This is a genomic window from Streptomyces sp. NPDC043896 (assembly GCF_056435605.1).
The window spans coordinates 1-21730 of sequence record NZ_JBWKEE010000037.1 but is presented as its reverse complement, the minus strand read 5'-3'; the positions used below and the strand labels follow the sequence as shown (position 1 = coordinate 21730).

19 protein-coding genes, 1 pseudogene and 1 riboswitch are annotated in these 21730 nt (G+C 71.2%); of the genes and pseudogenes, 5 read left to right on the top strand and 15 right to left on the bottom strand.

Features of this window, described 5'->3' with window-relative positions; genetic code table 11:
- Positions 1-232: 232 nt before the first annotated feature.
- The gene (locus AC069X_RS35275; protein WP_478735302.1) at positions 233-1195 is read right to left on the bottom strand and encodes an EamA family transporter; all 963 of its coding nucleotides are present in this window, start codon (positions 1193-1195) and stop codon (positions 233-235) included.
- Positions 1196-1376: 181 nt separating this feature from the next.
- Here AC069X_RS35275 and AC069X_RS35270 point away from each other — a divergent pair.
- Positions 1377-1802 (top strand): annotated as a pseudogene (locus tag AC069X_RS35270) (type II toxin-antitoxin system Rv0910 family toxin); the annotation flags it as partial.
- Positions 1803-1919: 117 nt separating this feature from the next.
- Here AC069X_RS35270 and AC069X_RS35265 read toward each other — a convergent pair.
- A complete protein-coding gene (locus AC069X_RS35265; RefSeq protein ID WP_478735300.1) occupies positions 1920-2534 on the bottom strand; it encodes a PadR family transcriptional regulator in 615 nt (204 codons plus the stop codon).
- 204 nt (positions 2535-2738) lie between these two features.
- Here AC069X_RS35265 and AC069X_RS35260 point away from each other — a divergent pair, with 204 nt between their 5' ends.
- A complete protein-coding gene (locus tag AC069X_RS35260) occupies positions 2739-3557 on the top strand; it encodes a PhzF family phenazine biosynthesis protein (RefSeq protein ID WP_478735298.1) in 819 nt (272 codons plus the stop codon).
- A 3-nt stretch (positions 3558-3560) separates the two neighbouring features.
- Here the strand turns inward: AC069X_RS35260 and AC069X_RS35255 are convergent, their stop codons facing one another.
- Complete coding sequence (locus tag AC069X_RS35255; protein WP_478735296.1) at positions 3561-4358, bottom strand: CPBP family intramembrane glutamic endopeptidase; 798 nt, start codon at positions 4356-4358, stop codon at positions 3561-3563.
- Between the two features lie 140 nt (positions 4359-4498).
- Entirely contained in the window at positions 4499-6034 is a 1536-nt protein-coding gene (locus tag AC069X_RS35250; protein WP_478735294.1) for a glutamate-cysteine ligase family protein, read from the bottom strand.
- A gap of 495 nt (positions 6035-6529) precedes the next feature.
- Here AC069X_RS35250 and AC069X_RS35245 point away from each other — a divergent pair, with 495 nt between their 5' ends.
- Together AC069X_RS35245 and AC069X_RS35240 are read left to right on the top strand one after the other, a co-directional pair.
- Positions 6530-7150 (top strand): hypothetical protein, encoded by a 621-nt coding sequence (locus AC069X_RS35245; protein ID WP_478735292.1) that lies wholly within the window; start codon positions 6530-6532, stop codon positions 7148-7150.
- A gap of 260 nt (positions 7151-7410) precedes the next feature.
- The gene (locus AC069X_RS35240; RefSeq protein ID WP_007262885.1) at positions 7411-7599 is read left to right on the top strand and encodes a DUF5999 family protein; all 189 of its coding nucleotides are present in this window, start codon (positions 7411-7413) and stop codon (positions 7597-7599) included.
- A gap of 138 nt (positions 7600-7737) precedes the next feature.
- Here AC069X_RS35240 and gcvP read toward each other — a convergent pair whose 3' ends face one another.
- Positions 7738-10623 carry an aminomethyl-transferring glycine dehydrogenase gene (gene gcvP / locus AC069X_RS35235; RefSeq protein WP_478735290.1) on the bottom strand — a complete coding sequence of 962 codons (2886 nt, stop codon included), beginning with the start codon at positions 10621-10623 and terminating at the stop codon, positions 7738-7740.
- A gap of 197 nt (positions 10624-10820) precedes the next feature.
- Positions 10821-10919, bottom strand: a riboswitch (glycine riboswitch).
- A gap of 122 nt (positions 10920-11041) precedes the next feature.
- Here gcvP and AC069X_RS35230 point away from each other — a divergent pair.
- Positions 11042-11398 (top strand): PRC-barrel domain-containing protein, encoded by a 357-nt coding sequence (locus tag AC069X_RS35230; protein WP_478735288.1) that lies wholly within the window; start codon positions 11042-11044, stop codon positions 11396-11398.
- Between the two features lie 22 nt (positions 11399-11420).
- Here AC069X_RS35230 and AC069X_RS35225 read toward each other — a convergent pair whose 3' ends face one another.
- The 10 genes from AC069X_RS35225 to clsA all read right to left on the bottom strand — a co-directional run bounded on the left by AC069X_RS35225 (position 11421) and on the right by clsA (position 21541).
- Complete coding sequence (locus AC069X_RS35225; protein WP_478735286.1) at positions 11421-12860, bottom strand: DNA polymerase IV; 1440 nt, start codon at positions 12858-12860, stop codon at positions 11421-11423.
- Between the two features lie 88 nt (positions 12861-12948).
- Positions 12949-13587 (bottom strand): MerR family transcriptional regulator, encoded by a 639-nt coding sequence (locus tag AC069X_RS35220; RefSeq protein WP_478735284.1) that lies wholly within the window; start codon positions 13585-13587, stop codon positions 12949-12951.
- A gap of 186 nt (positions 13588-13773) precedes the next feature.
- Positions 13774-14247: a bifunctional nuclease family protein gene (locus tag AC069X_RS35215; protein ID WP_007262890.1), complete on the bottom strand. Its 474-nt coding sequence runs from the start codon at positions 14245-14247 to the stop codon at positions 13774-13776.
- Positions 14248-14310: 63 nt separating this feature from the next.
- A complete protein-coding gene (gene ftsR, locus AC069X_RS35210; RefSeq protein WP_478735283.1) occupies positions 14311-15075 on the bottom strand; it encodes a transcriptional regulator FtsR in 765 nt (254 codons plus the stop codon).
- Between the two features lie 70 nt (positions 15076-15145).
- Complete coding sequence (locus AC069X_RS35205) at positions 15146-16033, bottom strand: FHA domain-containing protein (RefSeq protein ID WP_478735281.1); 888 nt, start codon at positions 16031-16033, stop codon at positions 15146-15148.
- A 130-nt stretch (positions 16034-16163) separates the two neighbouring features.
- Entirely contained in the window at positions 16164-17003 is an 840-nt protein-coding gene (locus AC069X_RS35200; protein ID WP_478735279.1) for a DUF881 domain-containing protein, read from the bottom strand.
- Between the two features lie 5 nt (positions 17004-17008).
- Positions 17009-17341 carry a small basic family protein gene (locus AC069X_RS35195; RefSeq protein WP_007262894.1) on the bottom strand — a complete coding sequence of 111 codons (333 nt, stop codon included), beginning with the start codon at positions 17339-17341 and terminating at the stop codon, positions 17009-17011.
- The gene (locus tag AC069X_RS35190; protein WP_478735276.1) at positions 17338-18243 is read right to left on the bottom strand and encodes a DUF881 domain-containing protein; all 906 of its coding nucleotides are present in this window, start codon (positions 18241-18243) and stop codon (positions 17338-17340) included. Before AC069X_RS35190 ends, AC069X_RS35195 begins: the two co-directional genes overlap by 4 nt.
- A 110-nt stretch (positions 18244-18353) precedes the next feature.
- The gene (locus AC069X_RS35185) at positions 18354-20852 is read right to left on the bottom strand and encodes a sugar phosphate nucleotidyltransferase (RefSeq protein ID WP_478735275.1); all 2499 of its coding nucleotides are present in this window, start codon (positions 20850-20852) and stop codon (positions 18354-18356) included.
- 101 nt (positions 20853-20953) lie between these two features.
- The gene (clsA, locus tag AC069X_RS35180) at positions 20954-21541 is read right to left on the bottom strand and encodes a cardiolipin synthase ClsA (protein WP_478735271.1); all 588 of its coding nucleotides are present in this window, start codon (positions 21539-21541) and stop codon (positions 20954-20956) included.
- Between the last annotated feature and the right edge of the window lie 189 nt (positions 21542-21730).

The window sequence follows — 21730 nt, the reverse complement described above, 5'->3', positions numbered from 1 at the left end:
GGCAGCGCGCACCGGCCCGGGAACTCCCCGGGCGGGTCTCTTGTTCTGCTGGCAGCCGCCCGCGCTAGGCGGCGGGCGGCGGAAGGACGGCGGAAAGCACGGTCGAAGGCATGGTCAGCACCCTACGCCCGGCCCGCCGCCCGGACCAGCCCCAACCGGAATCCGCACCACCGCCACGGGCCCGGCCGGGGTCCGAGCCCGCCCCGCCCGGACCCCTGCTCCCCCGACTCCCCTACGCGCTCGTCGGCTCCCGGTCCTGCACGGGCAGCGGCGCCTCCTGCGCGACCACGGGCGCCGGCCGCGAGGACTGCGCGATGAAGGCCCCGCCGAGCACCAGCGCTCCGCCCAGGACCTGCGGCCCCGAGAGCTGCTCGCCGAGCAGCACCCAGGCCAGTACGGTCGCGACGACCGCCTCCAGGCAGGCCACCACTCCGGCGACCTGCGGCGAGAGCCTGCGCACCGAGACGACACCGGTCAGGTACGCGAACACGGTGGCGACCAGCACCACCCAGCCCAGCAGCACCGGCGCCGGGACCTGCGTGCCGCCCATGGCGGCATCCCCTCCGAGCACCTGCCAGTCCATCTGCCAGGGCCGAGCGATGACGGTCATCACCAGGGCACCGATGATCATGCCGTGCGCGATCACTCCCATCGGGTCCGGCGCGTCCTCCCCGTCGGCGCCCTGGTCCGCGAGGACGAAGTAGAAGGCCTGGCAGCAGGCGGCCGCGAGCCCGAGCAGCACCCCGAAGACGTCCAGGCGCAGCCCGGCCCAGATCTCGACCACGCAGGCCAGCCCCACGACGGCCACCGCCGCCCCGGCCGCGGCCGCGCGGGTCACCGGCTTGCGCTGCACGAAGCGTATGTAGCCGAGGAGCAGGGCGGGGCCCAGGTATTCCAGCAGCAGGGCCACGCCGACCGGGATCCGCGACAGGGAGGCGAAGTAGAAGGCCTGCACCCCGGCGACGGCGACCAGTCCGAAGCCGGCCAGCAGCAGGGGCCGGCGGCGCACGAGGGCGCGGTGCCGCCAGGCCAGCGGGGACAGCACCAAGGCCGCCCCGGCCACCCTGAGCCACACCATGTGGAGCGGGTCCAGACCCGCCTCGATCAGCGGCTTGGCCGCAACACCGGAACCACCGAACGCGCATGCCGAAACGAGGGCGAGGCCCAGTCCGGCGTTCTTCCCTGACGCTTGCATCGGGCCATCATGGCAGGGTCGGACAGGAGCGTCATCCGCGAGACACCTGTTGAGACACACTGAGACACACCCGAGATCCAGTCGGGCCGGGAACCCCGCATCTGACAGGCCGTCAGTCTTGTGTGTTCCGCCCGCCGGGGCTACCTTCCGCCGCACGTACCCGACGAGAAGGGGTGGACGCATGGCTGAAGTCACCGCGGAATCACGCATCGAGGCGCCCGCCGCGAAGCTCTGGGCCCAGCTGACCGACTGGGACGCGTACGGGCAGTGGAGCATGACCCACACCGACTTCCCCAGGGGCGGCCCCGAGACCCTGGCGGTCGGGTCCACGTTCAGCGAGAACATGAAGATGATGGGCTTCCCGGCGGAGGTCCTGTGGACGGTCTCGGAGCTTGAGGAGCAGCACGTCCTCGCCATCACCGGCAAGGGCCCGATGGGCGTCGCGGTGCTCACCCGCTACACCCTGACCGCCGACGGCGGGGCCACGAAGGTCCGCATCGACGGGGAGTTCACGGGCGCCGCCGTCTCGTTGATGGCGGGCAAGCTCAAGGACTCGGCGACAGCCGCGCTGAACGATTCTTGTCGCAATTGGGCTGTCCTCGTCTCCTGCCCCACCCCTGTCCCGCACCGGAGCACGACGAGCGCGCCCCGCGGGGGCCCTCGGGGGCCGCGCCGTCTCGCCTCCCGGCGGGTACGCGTCCGTACCGGCCGGGAGACGTCCCGATCAGTGCTCGTCGGCCAGGATCAGGTAGAGCTTCTTGCGGGCGTCGTTGATCACCGCGAGGGCCTTCTCCCGCTGCTCGGGCGAGCCGGTCTTGAAGACCTGCCCGAAGGCCTCCATCAGGCCGACGCCGGCGGCACGGACCTCGTGCATCGCCTCGAAGTCGAAGCCTCGCCCGGCGTCCGCCCAGGGGGCGTCCGGGCCCGACTCGGCCTCGGTGCGGCCGGTGTCGGTGAGCGTGAACAGCTTCTTGCCGCCCTCGCTCGCGCTGCTGATCAGCCCCTCGTCCTCGAGCAGCTGCAGGGTCGGGTAGACCGAGCCCGGGCTCGGCTTCCACGCCCCGCCGCTGCGCTCGCCGATCTCCTGGATCATCTCGTAGCCGTGCATCGGCCGGTCGGCGAGCAGCGCCAGGATCGACGCGCGCACGTCGCCCCGGCGGGCGCGTCCGCGCGGTCCGCCACGTCCGCCCCGCCCGCCGAAGGGCCCGCCCCCGAAGGGCGGCCCGAACGGGCCGAAGGCGGCGCGCAGCCCCCTGAACTCCTCGCGACGGTCCGGCCCGCAGTGGCCGTGACCCCGTCCGTGGTCGTGTCCGTGGTCGTGGTGTCGGTGTGAACGCATCACTGCGCTCCTTTCGTCATCGCTGCCATGTCCGTCATGCCAGTCGTCGTTTCGACTTCTTCACTATCGCTGATCCATCGCGATGCGTCAACGATATATCGGAAACTATCGCCGACAGTCGACGACTCACCAGGTCGGCGAACAGGCCAGTCACCCCGAATTGGCATTTGTCCGTGATCGAGGCGCGCCCCTACGGTCGGTCCCATGCGCATCCGAATCGTCGACGCCTTCACCGACCGCCCCTTCCAGGGGAACCCCGCCGGAGTCCTGCTCCTCGACGAGGGCTTCCCCCCGGACGCCTGGCTCCAGCAGGTCGCCGCCGAGATGAACCTCTCCGAAACCGCCTTCGCCCACCCGCTGCCGCCCGGCGGCGAGGCCGACTGGGCGCTGCGCTGGTTCACCCCGGCCGCCGAGGTCGACATGTGCGGCCACGCCACCCTCGCCACCGCTCACGTCATCGCCGCCGCCGGCCTCGCCCGGGGCCTGATCCGCTTCACCGCGCGCTGCGGGATCCTCACGGCCGAGGTGGCCGAGGACGGCACGGTCACCATGGACTTCCCGACCTCGTCGCTGACCCCGGCCGACCCGGACCCCGAGGTGAGCCGGGCACTGGGCGCCGAGCCCAAGACCGTCCACGACACCGCCGGGCACATCGGCGACCTGCTGGTCGAGCTGGCCGACGAGCGGACCGTACGGGAACTCGCGCCCGATCACGCGGCCCTGCGCGCCTACGCGCGGCGCGGGGTGGTCGTCACCGCGCCCGCCGAGGACCCCTCGCGCGGCTACGACTTCGTGTCCCGCGGCTTCTTCCCCGCCGTCGGCATCGACGAGGACCCCGTGACGGGCAGCGCCCACACCGCCCTCGCCCCCTTCTGGGCGGCGCGCCTGGGCCGCACCGAGCTGACCGGCCTGCAGGGCGGGGCCCGCCGCGGCCTGGTCCGAGTCCGGCTCACGGGCGACCGTACGCTCCTGACCGGCCGCGCCGTCACGGTCGTCGACGGCGAGCTGCTCACCGCCCCGTAGACGCTACGGAGTGGGCAGCCAGCCGACCTTGCCCGCGAGCAGCGCGTACCCGCCGAAGGCGACGATGTCGAGCAGGGCGTGCGCGACGACCAGGGGGCCGACCCGGCCCCAGCGCCGGTAGGCAAGGACGAAGACGACGCCCATCACCACGTTGCCGATGAAGCCGCCGATCCCCTGGTAGAGGTGGTACGAGCCGCGCAGCACGGAGCTGGCGAGCAGCGCGGCCGTCGGCGACCAGCCCAGCCGGCCGAGCCGGCGCAGCAGGTACGCCAGCACGATGACCTCCTCCACCACGGAGTTCTGCACCGCGGAGAGGATCAGCACCGGGAACTTCCACCACACGTCGGGCAGGGCCTCCGGCACCACCGTCAGGTTGAAGCCGGTGGCCCTGGCCGCCAGGTAGAAGGCGAGTCCGGCGCTGCCGATGCCGGCGGCCACGAACAGGCCCCGGGCCAGGTCCGAACCGGGCCGGGTGCGGTCGAATCCCAGCACCCTGAGCCCGGGCGCGCCCTCGCGGGTGAGCAGGTGCGCGACCAGCAGTACGGGCACCAGGGCCGTCGCGATCCCGAAGAGCTGCCAGGCGAGGTCGAGCCAGGGCCGCCCGGGGGCGTAGGAGCCGTTGAGCGTGGCGGCCTGGTCCTTGAGCCCGCCCGGCTTGGTGAGCGAGCCGATGAAGCTGATCAGCGCGGAGACCCCGCTCGCGCCCAGCGACAGGGCGAGCACGAGCAGGGTCTCGGTGCGCAGGATGCGACGCCCGTCCTCGCGCAGTTCCACGACCACCGGCTCCGGCTCGACCCGCACGCCTGACTCCCGTCCCGTTCCGACCACCACCCCATACTGCCTCCTCGGCGGCGGGAAGGGATCAGTGGCAAGGGACCGACGGGAAGGCCCGCGGGCCGCCGGCGGCTCCGGGACCCCGGAGCCGGGTCCCGGACCGCCGCTCAGCGCCGGGCCGCGGTCCTGACGTCCACCTCCTGCTCCTCCAGGCCCACGGGCCAGGTGTGCACGGGGTCGCCCTTGTGCATCAGCTCGCTGTAGCGCCGGGTGGTGGCCGCCAGGGCGGCATCGCGTTCCAGTCCGCCCGCGAGCGCGCGGTGGTACGTGTCCACCTGCCAGGTCGCCCCGTTCACCCGGCGCCGGCACCGCTCCTCGATGATGCCCAGGTACAGGTCCCGGTCGGCGGGTTCGATGCCCCAGGCGTCCAGCCCGGCCGCGGCCATCGGCAGCAGCTCGTCCAGCACCAGCCGCACCGCGGGCACGCTCACCAGCCCCCCGGCCCGGCCCTTGCGGGGCCAGCGGATCCGCGCGTCGATCCCGTACCGGCAGGCCGCGTCGAAGTTGGCCTCGGCCTCCGCGAAGGACATCCGGGTCCACACCGGGCGCGGCTCGTCCGCGAGGGTGCGCACGAGCCCGTAGTAGAAGGCGGCGTTGGCGACGACGTCGGCCACGGTGGGGCCGGCGGGCAGCACCCGGTTCTCCACCCTCAGGTGCGGGACCCCGTCGGCGACCCCGTACACGGGCCGGTTCCACCGGTAGACCGTGCCGTTGTGCAGCACCAGCTCCTGAAGGCTCGGCACGCCTCCCTCGGCGAGCACCCGCAGCGGCTCCTCCTCGTCGCAGATCGGCAGCAGGGAGGGGAAGAAGCGGACGTTCTCGGCGAAGAGCTCGTACGCCGAGTCCACCCACCGCTCCCCGAACCAGGTCCGCGGCCGCACCCCCTGGGCCTGGAGCTCCGGCGGCCGGGTGTCGGTGGCCTGGGTGAACAGCGGCGGCCGCGACTCCCGCCACAGCTCACGCCCGAACAGGAACGGCGAGTTGGCCCCCACCGCTATCTGCACGGCGGTCACCGCCTGAGCCGCGTTCCACACGTCGGAGAACCGCGCCGGGGTGACCTGGAGGTGCAGCTGTACGGAGGTGCAGGCGGCTTCCGGCACGATCGAGCCGGTGCTCCAGGTGAGCCGCTCGACCCCGTCGATGTCGAGCCGGAAGTCCTCGCCGCGCATCATCAGGATCTGCTCGTTCAGCAGGGAGTAGCGGTCCACCGCCGAGAGGTTGGCCAGGGCCAGGTCCGCACGGGAGATGGTGGGCAGGATCCCGATCATCACCACGCCCGCGTCGATCTCCACGGCCTGCCGGTGGGCGTAGTTCAGGCCCGCGCTCAGTTCCTCGGCGAGCTGGTCGAATACCCGGCCGTCGAGCCGGTGCGGGAGTACGTTCACCTCCAGGTTGAACATTCCGAGTTCGGTCTGGAAATCAGGACTCGCAATCCGCTCCAGTACCTGCGCATTCACCATGCGCGGCAAACCGTCGGCACCCGCGAGATTCAGCTCGATCTCCAGCCCCATCATGTTCTTGGGACGGTCGAACCTCTTCTCCGCCAGAAGCCGCTCCAGCCCCTCCAGGCACTCGTGAAGCTTCCTCCGATACCGATGCCGATCGGACAGGTCGAATCCGCCTGCCACGACCTTCTCCCCCATCGAAGCGTCCCTCCTCGAGTGGGCCTCGCCCGGTCCGTCCGGGCGCGCGTCACGGTCGATGATGCCCAGGCGCCATGATCGATAACGCCCGGGCCGGGGGCTTGGCGGGGAGCGCGCGCCGGTATGGCTCGATGGGCGCTCCGGCACATTCGCCTGGCAACCCACCGGACGCAATTTCCCCATTGCCTTTGCCGATTCCGTATTACCGAAGCTTTCCAGCCGAGCGCCCTTCGGGTAACCTCCGAGGTCAGCGCGGCATGTCCGCGCGCAACCGGCATGAATACCATGACAGCGGGACCGGAAGGCGCCTTGCCGGCAATGGGCGGGACGGCTAGCCGAAACACTGTGTGAACACATGTCGTATAAACTCCGCAAACGAGGCAGAGAGTTGGCGCGCGGCCATTGCCCCAAAGCCCACCTCTGACCCCAGAATGCGACAGCGCCGTCCGCACTTTCCCCTGCACCACAGGTCTCCCAAGTGAGAGGCGACCCACCATGCCGCTGCATGTTCCCCCGGCCCCCGCGCCCGCCCTGCGCAGCGTTCTCGCGGCACTCGGTTCTCCCACCGCCGTCCACGAGGCACACACCCCGGCCCTGCGTGCGTTCCAGGGACCGATGACCGCCGAACTCCCGCTCCCGGTCCACGTGCTCGACCGGCTCGGCATGTCCGGCCGCACGGCCGACGGCCGCCCGCCCCGCACCCGGCTCACCGGCTGGCGTTTCCTGATCCGCAGCGGCGACCGCTTCGTCGCGGCGGCCGACACCCGTCTCACCCCGGACGGCTGGGCCTTCTCCCACTTCTTCGAGGGCCCCTACGTCGCCGCCACCGAACGGGCCCTGCGCCAGGCGGAGTCGCTCGGCAAGAGCTACCAGCCCCGGCTGCTGTCCGTGCCCGAGCTGTACATGCTGACCCTGTGGCTGCACGGGGCGGTCGGCGCCGACGCCGCCGCCGGCCTCCCCGCCGCCTCCGACCTGCTGGTCCCCCTGGCTCCCGCCCCGCCCGGGATCGCACCCTTCCGGCCGTACCCCGTCTCGGAGCTGCTGCCCGTCATGACCCGCCGGCTGACCCCGGCCGCCCCACCGGTACCGCCCACGCTCGCGGCACCCGCTGCTTGACCCGAGTGGCTCATTCGGCCTAGTCCGCTCGGGTCAATGCGAACCACCCGAAATGACGGGGTGGCAGGCCTGAACCGCCCGCACGGGTGATGCGTCCTCAATCCAAGAGGACAGCTGCCGGGAAATACCTGCGAAGCAGCCGTCCTGGGGGAACACTGAGGACATCCTCCCCGCAGGCGCGGGGACGACCCAGGGGGACGGCCATGAATCACGCATCGAGCCGTAGCGAACAGACCACACCGCAGCGAAAGAATCCATCCATGTGCCAGCACCAGCCCGCCTGCCCGTCATCAGAATCCGCCGACCGGGAGGCCGCGCGCCCGGTGGCCAACCACCCGGAACAGGGCTGGAGCCTGCTGTGCAACGGCGTCCTGCTCTTCGAGGACACCGGTGAGCTGCTGCCGGACGGCCAGATCATCGCTCCGCACCGCCCGCTCGCGGCGGCCTAGGCGACACGGCCGGCCACCGCGCACGACGGAGGACGAGGAAGGGGCCGGTCCCGGAGCATCGAGCTCCGGGACCGGCCCCTTCACCGTGTCAGCGCCCCGTCAGGGGACCGCCGGGCCGCGGGCCCGGCCGCCGCGGACTCAGTTGTCGTACTCGTCCAGCGGCGGGCAGGAGCAGACCAGGTTCCGGTCACCGAAGGCGCCGTCGATCCGGCGCACCGGCGGCCAGTACTTCTCGGCCGCGGAGACCCCGCCGGGGAAGACCGCCTCGTCACGGGTGTACGGGTGGTTCCACTCGCCGCCCAGGGCGGCAGCCGTGTGCGGGGCGTTGGCCAGCGGGTTGTCGTCCACCGGCCACTCGCCGCCCGCGACCCGCTCGATCTCGGCGCGGATCGCGATCATCGCGTCGCAGAAGCGGTCGATCTCGGCGAGGTCCTCGGACTCCGTCGGCTCGATCATCAGCGTGCCGGCCACCGGGAAGGACATGGTCGGCGCGTGGAAGCCGTAGTCGATCAGGCGCTTGGCGATGTCGTCGACGCTCACGCCCGTCGCCTTCGACAGCGGGCGCAGGTCGATGATGCACTCGTGGGCGACCAGGTTGCCCGGGCCCGTGTAGAGCACCGGGTAGTGAGGCTCCAGGCGCTTGGCGATGTAGTTGGCGCCGAGCACCGCCACCTGGGTGGCGCGCTTGAGGCCCTCGCCACCCATCAGGCGGACGTACGACCAGGAGATCGGCAGGATGCCGGCCGAACCCCACGGCGCGGCCGAGATCGGGCCGACGCCCGTCTCCGGGCCCGCGGTCGGCTGGAGCGGGTGGTTCGGCAGGTACGGGGCAAGGTGCGCCCGGACACCGACCGGGCCGACGCCCGGACCGCCGCCGCCGTGCGGGATGCAGAAGGTCTTGTGCAGGTTCAGGTGCGAGACGTCACCTCCGAAGTGACCCGGCTTGGCCAGGCCGACCAGGGCGTTCAGGTTGGCGCCGTCCACGTAGACCTGGCCGCCGGCGTCGTGCACCTGGGCGCAGATGTCGGCGACGTGCTCCTCGAACACACCGTGCGTCGACGGGTACGTGATCATGAGCACGGCGAGCTCGTCACGGTACTGCTCGATCTTGGCGCGCAGGTCGTCCGCGTCCACCTCGCCGTCGTCGGCGGTCTTGACGACGACGACCTTCATGCCGGCCATCACGGCGCTCGCGGCGTTGGTGCCGTGCGCGGAGGACGGGATGAGACAGACGGTGCGCTGCTCGTCGCCGTTCGCGCGGTGGTAGGCGCGCACCGCGAGCAGGCCCGCGAGCTCACCCTGGGAGCCGGCGTTCGGCTGGATGGAGACCTTGTCGTAGCCGGTGACCTCGCAGAGACGTTCCTCCAGCTCGGTGATGAGCGTGAGGTACCCCTCGGCCTGCTCGACCGGGGCGAAGGGGTGCAGCTGGCCGAACTCGGGCCAGGTCACCGGCTCCATCTCGGTGGTCGCGTTGAGCTTCATGGTGCAGGAGCCCAGCGGGATCATGCCGCGGTCCAGCGCGTAGTCCTTGTCCGAGAGCTTGCGCAGGTAGCGCAGCATCGCGGTCTCGGAGCGGTGCTGGTGGAAGACCGGGTGGGTCAGGTACGCGTCCGAGCGCAGCAGGCCCTCGGACAGCGCGTCGGCGGTGTCGCCGTCCAGGGCCTCGATGTCGGCGGTCACGCCGAAGGCGGCCCAGACGGCCTCGATGTCGGCGCGCGTGGTGGTCTCGTCGCAGGAGATCGAGACGTGGTCGGCGTCGGCCTGGTACAGGTTGACCCCGCCCTCGCGGGCGGCGGCGACGACCTCGGCCGCCTTGCCGGGCACGCGGGCGGTGACGGTGTCGAAGAAGGAGCCGTGCACCGTCTCGACCCCGCCGGCCGTCAGGCCCGCCGCGAGCAGCGCGGCGTAGCGGTGGGTGCGGCGGGCGATCGTCTTCAGGCCGTCCGGGCCGTGGTAGACGGCGTACATGCCGGCCATGACGGCGAGCAGCACCTGGGCGGTGCAGATGTTGCTGGTGGCCTTCTCGCGGCGGATGTGCTGCTCGCGGGTCTGGAGGGCCAGGCGGTAGGCCTTGTTGCCGTCCGCGTCCACGGAGACGCCGACGAGGCGGCCGGGCAGCGAGCGGGCGTGCTTGGCCTGGACGGCCATGTAGCCGGCGTGCGGGCCGCCGAAGCCCATCGGGACGCCGAAGCGCTGGGTGGTGCCGACGGCGATGTCCGCGCCGAGCTCGCCCGGGGAGGTCAGCAGGGTCAGCGCGAGCAGGTCGGCGGCGACGGTGACGATCGCGCCGAGCTCGTGGGCCTGGTCGATGACCGGCTTGATGTCGCGGACGGCGCCGGAGGCGCCGGGGTACTGGAGCAGCACGCCGAAGACGCCGCGCTCGGCGATCTCGGCCGGGATGCCCTCGGACAGGTCGGCGACGACGACCTCGACGCCCGTGGGCTCGGCGCGGGTCTCGATCACCGCGATGGTCTGCGGCAGCGCGTCGGAGTCGATGAGGAAGACCCCGCCCTTGACCTTGCCCACGCGGCGGGCCAGCGACATGGCCTCGGCGGCCGCCGTGCCCTCGTCGAGCAGGGAAGCCCCGGAGGTCGGCAGGCCGGTGAGGTCGGCGACGAGGGTCTGGAAGTTCAGCAGCGCCTCAAGGCGGCCCTGGGAGATCTCCGGCTGGTAGGGCGTGTACGCCGTGTACCAGGCCGGGTTCTCCATGACGTTGCGCAGGATGACCGGCGGGGTGAAGGTCCCGTAGTAGCCGAGGCCGATCATCGGGGAGAGCACCTGGTTGCGGTCGGCGAGCGAACGCAGCTCGGCCAGCACCTCGGCCTCGGTCCGCGCTGCGGGCAGGTTCAGCGCCTCGGCGGTCTTGATCACATCCGGTACCGCGGCGGCGGTCAGCTCGTCGAGGGAGCCGTAGCCCACCTGGGCGAGCATCTTCGCCTGCGCCTCGGCGTCGGGGCCGATGTGACGCTGCTCGAAGGGGATGCCCCGCTCGAGCTGGGAGAGCGGAATGCGGTTGGCGGTCATTACGGAGGCCTCCTGGTCGTACGACCTGCGAGGGGCACCACGGCGCGGGCACCCGGACGGCCTCCCCCTCTGTCATCTCAACCTGAGAGCTTCACCGGAGACGCGGGGTTCGCCCGAGAGCTCCGGCTTTCACCGTCGGTGAGGGGAGGGTCCCGGTACTGCGGTCCCGGTACCTGCCCCTGCTTTCCAGAGTGGCCTCGTCACGTGCGGTACGTATGCCTGAGAGATTCCGGGGAGGATTTGCTCCTTCGGCGCCTCCGTCGAACTCACTCGGAGGACTCTCCCGCACAGGGTCAACAGCCGTCACCCAGCCTACCAGCGACGTTCTCGACCCTCCCTCGAGTGGCCCCCTCTCCGGATATGCACTTTTGTAGTCATTACGGATGAGCTGTGAGCACTGCGACCGTACGGAGGGACCGTGCAGACCGACATCGATCCCCGCAGCCTGATCGGCCGCAAGGCGTTCGACCGCAACGGCGCCAAGATCGGCACCGTGGACGAGGTCTACCTCGACGACGCCACGGGCGTCCCGGAGTGGGCCGCCGTCCGGACGGGCCTCTTCGGCCGCGACGCCTTCGTCCCCCTGGAACCGAGCGAGGTGGTGGACGACGCGCTGCGCGTCCCCTTCGAACGCTCCCTGATCAAGGACGCCCCCGACTTCGGGGTCGGCCGCCACCTCTCCCCCGAGCAGGAGCTCCAGCTCTACCACCACTACGGCCTGGACGTGGCCCTCCCCTCCGACTTCCAGCACCCCCACCCGAAGGACGCTCCCTAGCCGGTGCCGCGGCCGGAAAGGCTCACCGGCCCTTCCGGTCACAGCCCCAGGTGTCCTTCCCCACCAGGGGCAGCGGGTCGGAAGCCTCCAGTTCCGGGTCGTCCAGCCGGAAGGTACGGACCCGGCCCGGGGGCGATCCGGGCTGCTCGAACCGAACGGTCACCCGCCCCAGCCCGCTGCCCTGCACCCACCCCGGCCCGTACACCGCGTGCCGTACGTCGCTCCCGGCCGCCCAGTGCCGGACGGGAGCGGCCTCCTGGCCCTCCAGGGCCGCCCCGGGCACCTCCCCGGGCCCGCCGTCCGGGGCGGGAGCGGCAGGGCCCTCGCCGGCCTCCGCGGGCCCCGGCAACGGCTCCGGCTCCCCCGCCTCCCCCTCGGCGGCGGCCAGCGCCTGGGCCTGCGCGAACAGGTCCTCCTGGGTGTAGTCGGCCAGCCCCGTCACGCCCACCCCCAGCAGCCGCACCCCGCCGGTGGTGTCCACGCCCTCCAGCAGCCGCGCGGCCGCCTCCCGCACCACCGCGGGGTCGTCCGTGGGCCCGCGCAGGGTCTCGGAGCGGGTCAGCGTCGAGAAGTCGTACCGGCGGACCTTCAGGACGATGGTGCGGCCCGAGTGCCCCGAGGCGCGCAGTCGCCCCACGCACCGGTCGGCGAGCCGCTGGACCTCGTTCCGGATCCGCACCCGGTCGTGGAGGTCCACGTCGAAGGTGTCCTCCACCGACACGGACTTCGCGTCGCGCTCGGCGACCACCGGCCGGTCGTCCAGGCCCAGCGCCATCCGGTGGAGCCCGACGCCGTGCGCCCGGCCCACCATCCGCACCAGCTCGTCCTCACCGGCCTCGGCCAGGTCCCCGACGGTGGTGATCCCGGCCCGGCGCAGGTGCTCCCCCGTGGCCGGCCCCACCCCGGGCAGGGTGCGCACCGGCATGGGCGCCAGCAGCTCCCGCTCGGTCCCCGGCTCGATCAGCAGCAGCCCGTCGGGCTTGGCCTCCTCCGAGGCCACCTTGGCGAGCATCTTGGACCCGGCGAGCCCCACCGAGCCGCTGAGCCCGGTGAGGGCCCGGATGTCCGCCCGCAGCCGCTCTCCCGCGGCGCGGGCGCTCGCCGAGTCGAAGGCCGAGCCGCCCGCCTCCAGGTCCACGAAGGCCTCGTCCAGGCTGAGCGGCTCCACCAGCGGCGAGAGCTCCCGCAGGAGGCCCATGACCAGCTCGCTGACCTCGCGGTAGAGGGTGAAGCGCGGGATCAGGTAGGCGCCGTTCGGGCAGAGCCGGCGGGCCTGCGCGGTCGGCATCGCCGAATGCACTCCGAACCGCCTCGCCTCGTAGGAGGCCGTGGCGACCACGCCGCGCGGTCCGAGCCCTCCGACGATGACGGCCTTCCCGCGCAGGCTGGGCTTCGACGCCTGCTCCACGGAGGCGTAGAAGGCGTCCATGTCCAGGTGCAGGATGGTCGGCGCGGCTCTCACCGCACCGATGCTGCCCTATGCCACTGACAACGCGGTGATCAGCGCCCCGCGACCCGCGAGGGGCTCGCGCCGGCGCGGTCCCGGAGACTCAGACGGCCCGGTTGCGGCGGGCGGCAAGCTCGTCGGCCGGGTTGTGGCCGACCAGGGTCTCCCCGGTGTCCACCCGCTCCCCGTGCAGCTGCGACAGCGCGTTCTCCACGTCGCGCCAGACGACGCCCACCGCGATGCCGAAGACGCCCTGCCCGCCCTGGAGCAGGCTCACGACCTGGTCCGGGGAGGTGCACTCGTACACGGTCGCGCCGTCGCTCATCAGCGTCATGCGCTCCAGGTCGGAGAAACCCCGGTCGCGCAGGTGCTGGACGGCGGTGCGGATGTTCTGCAGCGCCACCCCGGTGTCGAGGAAGCGCTTGACGATCTTGAGGACGACCACGTCGCGGAAGCTGTACAGCCGCTGTGTCCCCGATCCGTAGGCGGGGCGCACGCTCGGCTCCACGAGACCGGTCCGCGCCCAGTAGTCGAGCTGCCGGTAGGTGATCCCGGCGGCGGCGCAGGCCGTCGGGCCGCGGTAGCCGACCTGCTCGGACACGGGGCCTTCGTTCAGCGGCCCGACCGGCGCGGTCGCCGGCTGACGGTGCGCGGGACCGGCCGCGCCGCCGTGCAGCGGGTACGTCCCGCCGTCGCTCCGCGCGGGGGTGCCCCCGGTCGTGCCGTCGCCCGTGATCCTCACGCCCGACCCTCCGTCCTTGACCTGCCCACCTTGAAGGTAGGCAGTGACCAGGGGTGCGTCAACGATCGCCACACTCGGCACGCCGAGTGATAATCACCCTGAGAGTGGTTTCCCGTACCCCATTGCGGGGAAAGGCTACTCGAATGGGCTGACAGTTCCCGGTGGACGACGCGGCCGCCGGCGCGGCTATTGCGGGCCCGTGCCGAAGTCCTCGGGGGAGATCTGGTCGAGGAACTCGCGGAACTTCTCCACTTCGTCCTCCTGCTCGTCGGGAATCGCGATCCCGGCGTCGTCCAGCACGCCGTCGCTGCCGTAGATCGGCGTTCCCGTGCGCAGGGCCAGCGCTATGGCGTCCGACGGCCTCGCGCTCACCTCGACCCCGCTGGCGAAGACCAGCTCCGCGTAGAACACGCCCTCCCGCAGATCCGTGATCCGGACCTCGGTGAGCTCCTCACCGACCGCCTCCAGCACGTCCTTGAACAGGTCGTGCGTCAGCGGCCGGGCAGGGGCCATGCCCTGCTGCGCGAAGGCAATGGCTGTCGCCTCCCCAGGACCGATCCAGATGGGGAGGTACCGGTCGCCTCCCACTTCACGCAGGAGCACGATCGGTTGGTTGGAGGGCATTTCCACCCGGACACCCACAACGTCGAGCTCGTTCACACAGCAACCCTAGGACCTGCCCGGCAGGTTTGGGTAGTCGGGGCTCCTCCGGGACCCGTCCGGTCAGTGCGGACGGAGCCCCAGAGCGGTCTGGACCAGGGCCTCGTGAAGCCGGACGGAGAGCCCCGCGAGCTCCCTCATCGTGGCTTCGGCGTGCGCCCTGGTCTGCGGATTGCGGTGCCGGCGCAGCGGGGCGACGAGCTGCTCCACCAGACCGGCCTCCCGGTCCGCCGCCGCCTTCATGCCGCGCAGGTGACGCGGCTCCAGCCCGAACCGGCCGAGATCCGCGATCAGCCGCGCCACGGCCAGCGTCCCGGCGTCGAAACCGCCGCCGGGCGCCTCGGAGACGAGCCCGTACGACTCCCACTCCGCGAGCTGCGCCTCGTCCACCTCGGCGGCGGCGATCAGCTCGGCCCTGCCGACCCGGGCCGCCGCGGGCTTCTCACCGCCCGCCTCCCCGTACCCGGCGGAAGGCTGCGCCGGATCCACGGACTCCCCGTGCGCGGCGGGGGCGGGAATGCGGATCTGCTCACCGCGGTCGAGCGCGTCGAGCTGTTCCCGGATGACCTTCAGCGGCAGGTAGTGATCACGCTGGAGGCGCAGGACGCGTCCGAGCCGTTCCACGTCCTCCGTGCTGAACTTGCGGTATCCGGAAGGTGTGCGCCGGGGCTCGACCAGGCCCTCCGCCTCCAGGAAGCGGATCTTCGAGATCGTGACTTCGGGGAACTCGTCCCGCAGCATGGTCAGCACCGTGCCGATGCTGACCAGCTGCCCGGCCGAGCCGGCGGTGCCGTTCTTCGGGGCACCGCCCGTCGGGGTACGCAGCATGGAACCTTCCCTGGGGTCCCCCCGGACGGTGTCCGGGAGTCGGGTTCCCCCCGGACGGTGTCCGAGGGGGTCAGACGCCCCGCAGGCTCGCGTAGAAGACCAGCCGGTACTTGCCGATCTGCACCTCGTCACCGTTGTGCAGGGCGACGGAGTCGATCGGCTCGCGGTTCACGTACGTGCCGTTGAGGCTGCCCACGTCGGCGACGGTGAAGCCGCCCTCCGGGCTCCGGCGGAACTCGACATGCAGGCGGGACACGGTGATGTCGTCCAGGAAGATGTCGCTCTGCGGGTGCCGGCCCGCGGTGGTCAGTTCGCCGTCCAGCAGGAAGCGGCTGCCGGAGTTGGGTCCGCGCCGCACGATCAGCAGGGCCGAACCGGGCGGCAGTGCCTCCACCGCGGCCTGGGCCTCGGGGGAGAGCGAGGACGACACGTGCTGGCCCGACCCCTCGGCCTCGTAGGCCTCGAGGCCCGAGATCGAGATGGTGGACGTGGTCTCCGAGGCACGCTCCGGCGTCAGACCCGGCCGCAGCGGCGCCCCGCAGTTGGAGCAGAAACGGCTCGCCGCATCGCTGCGGTGCCCGCACCTGCCGCACGTCTGCTCGGCCGACATGGACGGCTCCTCGCGCCGCGGCTGCCCCGCGGAGGCATTGGTGGCATAGGGGTCGGAGGCAAACCCTCCACCCGCACTAGAGGTTGATGGTTCACCGAAACCTATGCGTCCGGAACCGGCGGGGTCAACGGACGACGCGCCGGGCGCGCCCGAATTGTCACCGGGGCCCGCCACCTCGTCGCGGAAGAGCGGCCTGTCGCCCGGCCCTTCCGGCTGCCCCGAGCGGTGCCGCGCGGCACCGCTTTCCTCGTTCTTCTTCTTGCCGAACAACTTCTCAAACAACTTCACGGGCGATTCCCCTTGACCGAAACAGACCCGCCCGTGGGGCAGGACGAACTCTGCATGCACACACCTGCCGACCCGGACATTCTGACAACGTCCGTAACCACCAGACAGTTTCCACCACGCACGGCGACTTCCGTGCGTCGACCCCCCGCAGGCGTCGGCCCGCGTGAGCCCGTCCACATCCCACCCCGCATCACGGTGATGACGACCGAGCGTAGTCAGGCTGCTTCGCAGCCCGCAAGGCATCCACAACGATCTTCGCCGACCGTGTGACGGCGACCGTGGCCTGTTCCTTCTCCATGGTCTGCACGACACCTCCCGGGATGTTCAGCGCGGGCTCCAGATCCTGCGGCTTGCCGATGACCTTGAACTCGTAGGGCTGTGTGATCTTCTTACCGTCGATACCGACCCCGCCGCCCTCGTCCGAGAAGTACGAGCCCGCCACGACCCGCACTCCGTTGATCTGGATCGCCTCCGCCCCGGCCGCCCGCAGTTCCTGGAGGGTGTCCAGCAACTGGTCGGAACGCACCTGACCCTTGGTGTCGGTGATCCGCAGCGTGATGCCCGGGCCCTGTGCGGCCACCGTACCGGCCAGGATGCCCAGTTGGCGCTCCTTCTCAACCGTCTGCCGACGCGCCTCCTCGGCCTGGTTGGAGCTGCTCTGCAACTCCTTGCGCTGGTCCTCCAGCCGCTGCTTCTCGTCCTCCAGCCGCTGGGTCCGCCCGTCCAGCTCGTCGAGGATCCGTACGAGGTCCTCCTGGCGGGCACCGCGCAGCGGCGCGCTGGAGTCGCTGTTGGAGCGCACCTGGATCGCGAGGCCGAGGCCCAGGACGAACAGCAGCAGCGCGACGATCAGTTGGGCCCGGCTGAACCGGGGCGGCCACAGCCCGGCGGCCAGGCGCTGGCGCCCGGTCTGCTCCGGCGCGGCCGGCAGGGGCCGCTGTCCAGCCTCCTGGGGACGGGGCGGCTCGGGCCGGGGCTCGGGCCGCCCGGGGACCTCCGGCTCACCGGACGGGGTGCTCTCCGTGCTCATCGGCCTCACGCCCGGAAGACGTGCCGGCGGATGGCCGCGGCGTTGGAGAAGATCCGGATGCCGAGGACGACGACCACGCCCGTCGACAGCTGCGAGCCGACGCCCAGCTTGTCGCCGAGGAAGACGATCAGCGCCGCCACGACCACGTTCGACAGGAAGGACACCACGAAGACCTTGTCGACGAAGATCCCGTCCAGCATCGCGCGCAGACCCCCGAACACCGCGTCGAGCGCGGCGACCACGGCGATCGGCAGATAAGGCTCCACCACGGCCGGCACCTCGGGCCGGACCAGAAGCCCGACCACCACTCCGGCCAAGAGGCCCAGTACCGCGATCACGATGCACCCTTCTTCGGCTCTTCTGCTGTGGCTGTGCGGACGGTCAGGCTCGACGCGGCGGGCAGCCGCACCTCGTCCATCGGGGTCAGGGCGTACCGGATCCCGTAGCTCTCCTGGAGGACGTGGAGGTACTGACCGTCCAAGGAGTCCTGGAACGCGGTCCCGAGCCGCTTCTTCTCGCCGACCGCGAGGACCTCGTACGGCGGCACCAGCGGCTTGTTGTCGACCAGTATCGCGTCACCCGCGGCCCTGATCGCCGACAGCGCCGTCAGCCGCTGCCCGTTGATCGCGACGGCTTCCGCACCCGACTGCCAGAGCCCGTTGACGATCCGCTGCATGTCCCGGTCGCGCACCCGGCCGGTGTCCGAGAACCCGGCGCTCTCGCGCGGGCCGCCACCGCCGCCCGACGAGGCGCCCTTGGCATCGTCCACCACGAGCTTGACGCCGGGACCGTGCACCTCGGTTGCACCCGCGAGCAGTTCCACCAGCCTGCCCCGCTCGCCGACCTGCTGTTTCAGCGCCGCGCGCTGCCGGTCCGCGACCTCGGTGCGCAGCCGCTCGGTGTCGCGTTCCAGCCCGTCCGCGTGGTCGTTGGCCCGCTGCACCCGGTCGATCAGCTCCTGGCGCTCCTTGGCCAGCACGGGTGCCGACACCCGCGCCTGCGCGGCACCGAGCGTGACGACCATGGCGGCCAGCACCAGCCCGGCCGCGAGCGCCAGCTTGGCCCTGAGCGTACGGGGCAGGCCCGCCGTACCGTCCGCCTCGCGCCGAGCCGCGGCTTCCGCATACCCCTCGTCGAGGCTGTGGTCCATCACGTGGGTCAGCAGCGACATGGACGCGTCCGGGCGCGCGGGCGGCGTGGCCGAACTCCGGTTGTTGGGCGGCTGCGACATGCCGCACATCGTCGCACGGCGGCACGGCCCGTACCGAATGCGCTCGTCCGGCGGGCCGGGCCGGGTGACTCCCCGCACCCGGCCCGCCGTGACCACGCCGCGCGGCGGGCGCGTTCCGGTCAGTGCTGGCCGGCACCGTCCACGACCGTGGCCCACTCGTCCAGCAGTGCCTGCGCCGAGGCGTCGTCGGGACCCTCGGCCCACAGGTGGGTGACCGCCTCCGCCGGGTCCGGCAGGACCAGCGCCCACCGCCCGTCGGCCTCGACCACGCGCACCCCGTCCGTGGTGTCCACCTGCCGGTCGCCGGCCGCCTCCACGACCCTCCGCATGACCAGCCCCTTCGCGGCCCAGGGGGTGGGCACGTCCCGCTTGAGCACGTGGGCGCGCGGGATCCGGGCGTCGATCTGGCTCAGGGTGAGCTGCGTCCGCGCCACCAGGCCGATCAGCTGCACGAACGCCGCCGAGCCGTCGAAGACGCTGGAGAACTCCGGAACGATGAAACCGCCCCGGCCGTCCCCGCCGAAGATCGTGGTCTCCTCCCGGCCCACCCGGGTCAGGTCGTCGGGCGAGGTCGTCGTCCACTCGACCTGAGTCCCGTGGTACGCGGCCACCTGCTCGGCCACCCGCGTCGTGGTCACCGGCAGGGCCACCTTGCCGCTGCGCTTCTCGGCGGCCACCAGGTCGAGGAGCACGAGCAGCGCCCGGTCGTCCTCGATGATCCGGCCCCGCTCGTCCACCAGGGAGATCCGCTCGCCCACCGGGTCGAACCGCACCCCGAAGGCCGCCCGGGCCGACGCCACGATCTCCCCGAGGCGCACCAGCCCGGCCCGCCGCGACTCCCGGCTCTCGGTCGGCCGGGACTCGTCGAGACCGGGGTTGATCGTCAGCGCGTCGACACCGAGCCGGCCGAGGAGGCTCGGCAGCACGAGCCCGGCGCTGCCGTTCGAGGCGTCCACGACCACCTTGAGCCCGGAGTCCGCGATCCCGGTGGTGTCGACCCGGCGCAGCAGCGAGCCCGTGTACGAGTCGAAGACGCTCGACGGGAACTGCAGGTCACCGATCTCCCCGGGGAAGGCACGCCGGTACTCCTGGCGCGCGTACACCCGGTCGAGCTTGCGCTGCTGCGCCTGCGAGAGGTCGGCTCCTCGTTCGTCGAGGAACATGATGTCCACCGAGTCCGGCACACCGGGCGAGGTCCGAATCATGATGCCGCCCGCCGCACCGCGGGCCGTCTGCTGACGGGCCACGGGCAGCGGTACGTTCTCCAGGTCACGGACGTCGATGGCACTGGCCTGGAGCGCCGAGATCACGGCGCGCTTGAGCGCCCGGGCGCCTCTGGAGTGGTCACGGGCCGTGGTGACGATCGCGCCCTTCTTCAGCATCGTCGCGTAGGCGCCCGCCAGCTTGACCACCAGCTCGGGGGTGATCTCCACGTTCAGGATCCCGGAGACGCCGCGGGCACCGAACAGGTGCGCCTGACCGCGCGACTCCCAGATCACCGAGGTGTTGACGAAGGCGCCGGCCTCGATGGTCTTGAACGGGTACACCCGCACGTTGCCCTGGACAATGGATTCTTCACCGACGAGGCATTCGTCGCCGATGACGGCCCCGTCCTCGATGCGCGCGGCCCGCATGATGTCGGTGTTCTTGCCGATGACGCAGCCGCGCAGGTTGCTGTGCGGGCCGATGTAGACGTTGTCGTGGACGACGGCCTTGTGGAGGAAGGCCCCGCTCTTCACGACGACGTTCGACCCGACGACCGTGTGCTCGCGCAGTTCGACGCCGGCCTCGACCTTGGCGTAGTCCCCGACGTACAGCGGCCCGCGCAGCACGGCGTCCGGGCTGACCTCGGCTCCTTCGGCGATCCAGACGCCGGGCGAGATCTCGAAGCCGTCCATGTCGACCTGGACCTTGCCCTCGAGGACGTCGGCCTGCGCCTTGACGTAGCTCTCGTGGGTGCCCACGTCCTCCCAGTAGCCCTCGGCGACGTAGCCGTAGATCGGCCGGCCTTCCTTCATCAGCTGCGGGAAGACGTCGCCGGACCAGTCGACCGAAACGTCCGGGTCGACGTAGTCGAAGATCTCCGGCTCCATGACGTAGATGCCGGTGTTGATGGTGTCCGAGAACACCTGCCCCCATGTCGGCTTCTCGAGGAAGCGCTCGACCTTCCCTTCCTCGTCCACGATGGTGATGCCGAATTCCAGCGGGTTCGGCACCCGGGTCAGGCACACCGTGACCAGTGCGCCCTTCTCCTTGTGGAAATTGATGAGGTCGGTCAGGTCGAAGTCGGTCAGCGCGTCGCCGGAGATCACGAGGAACGTGTCGTCCTTCAGGGCCTCCTCGGCGTTCTTCACGCTGCCGGCGGTGCCCAGAGGCTTCTCCTCGTTGGCGTAGGTGAGCTCCATCCCGAGCTCCTCGCCGTCACCGAAGTAGTTCTTGACGAGGGACGCCAGGAACTGCACCGTGACCACGGTCTCGCTGAGCCCATGGCGCTTGAGCAGCCTCAGCACGTGCTCCATGATCGGCCGGTTCGCCACCGGCAGGAGCGGCTTGGGCATGCTTGAGGTCATGGGGCGAAGCCGCGTACCTTCGCCACCGGCCATCACGACGGCCTTCATGTCGGAAGAGTCCTCCTAGAGAGATGACGGTCCAGCCGACCTCACCCTTCCCGGACGGATACTCCGCAACTCCTCCGCGTCAGTACCGGCGCCGAGTGAGCTCAATCGGCCGTGGCAGCCCTGACCAAACGGCGGACTTGCACCACGTAAAGGATTCCTGCCCACCAATAGAGCGTTGTACCCCATCCTGCGAACGCCCATCCGAAAACGGACGCCATCCAGGCCAACCATCCGGTCCCGTCACTGAGCAGCAGCAGGGGGAAGGCGTACATCAGGTTGAAGGTCGCGGCCTTGCCGAGGAAGTTGACCTGCGGCGGCGGATAGCCGTGCCGGCGCAGGATCCACACCATGACCAGCAGCATTGCCTCACGGGCGAGGAGCGCCGCGGTGAGCCACAGGGGCAGGATCTCGCGCCAGGTCAGGCCGAAGAGCGTGGTCAGGACGTAGAGGCGGTCCGCGGCGGGGTCCAGCAGCCGGCCCAGATTGCTGATCTGATTCCAGCGGCGCGCGAGTTTCCCGTCTAGGTAGTCACTGATCCCGCTGAGCATGAGCACGAGCAATGCCCAACCGTCGTGCCCTGCCAGGATCAGCCAGAGGAACAGCGGCACGCCGACGAGACGGGCCATGCTCAGGATGTTCGGAATGGTGAAAATTCGGTCAGTCTGAACCCGAGTCTCCTGGACCTCCACCCGGGGGCCTCCACTGTGACGCTAGAAATGGTCGAATCGATGCCCCCTGACCCTACAGGAGTCCCCCATGGGGGCCGCCGGGGCTGGGGTGCCCTGAACGCAGAAAAGCCCCGCACCAGAAGGTGCGGGGCTTTCCCACAATGATTGTTCGGCGGCGTCCTACTCTCCCACAGGGTCCCCCCTGCAGTA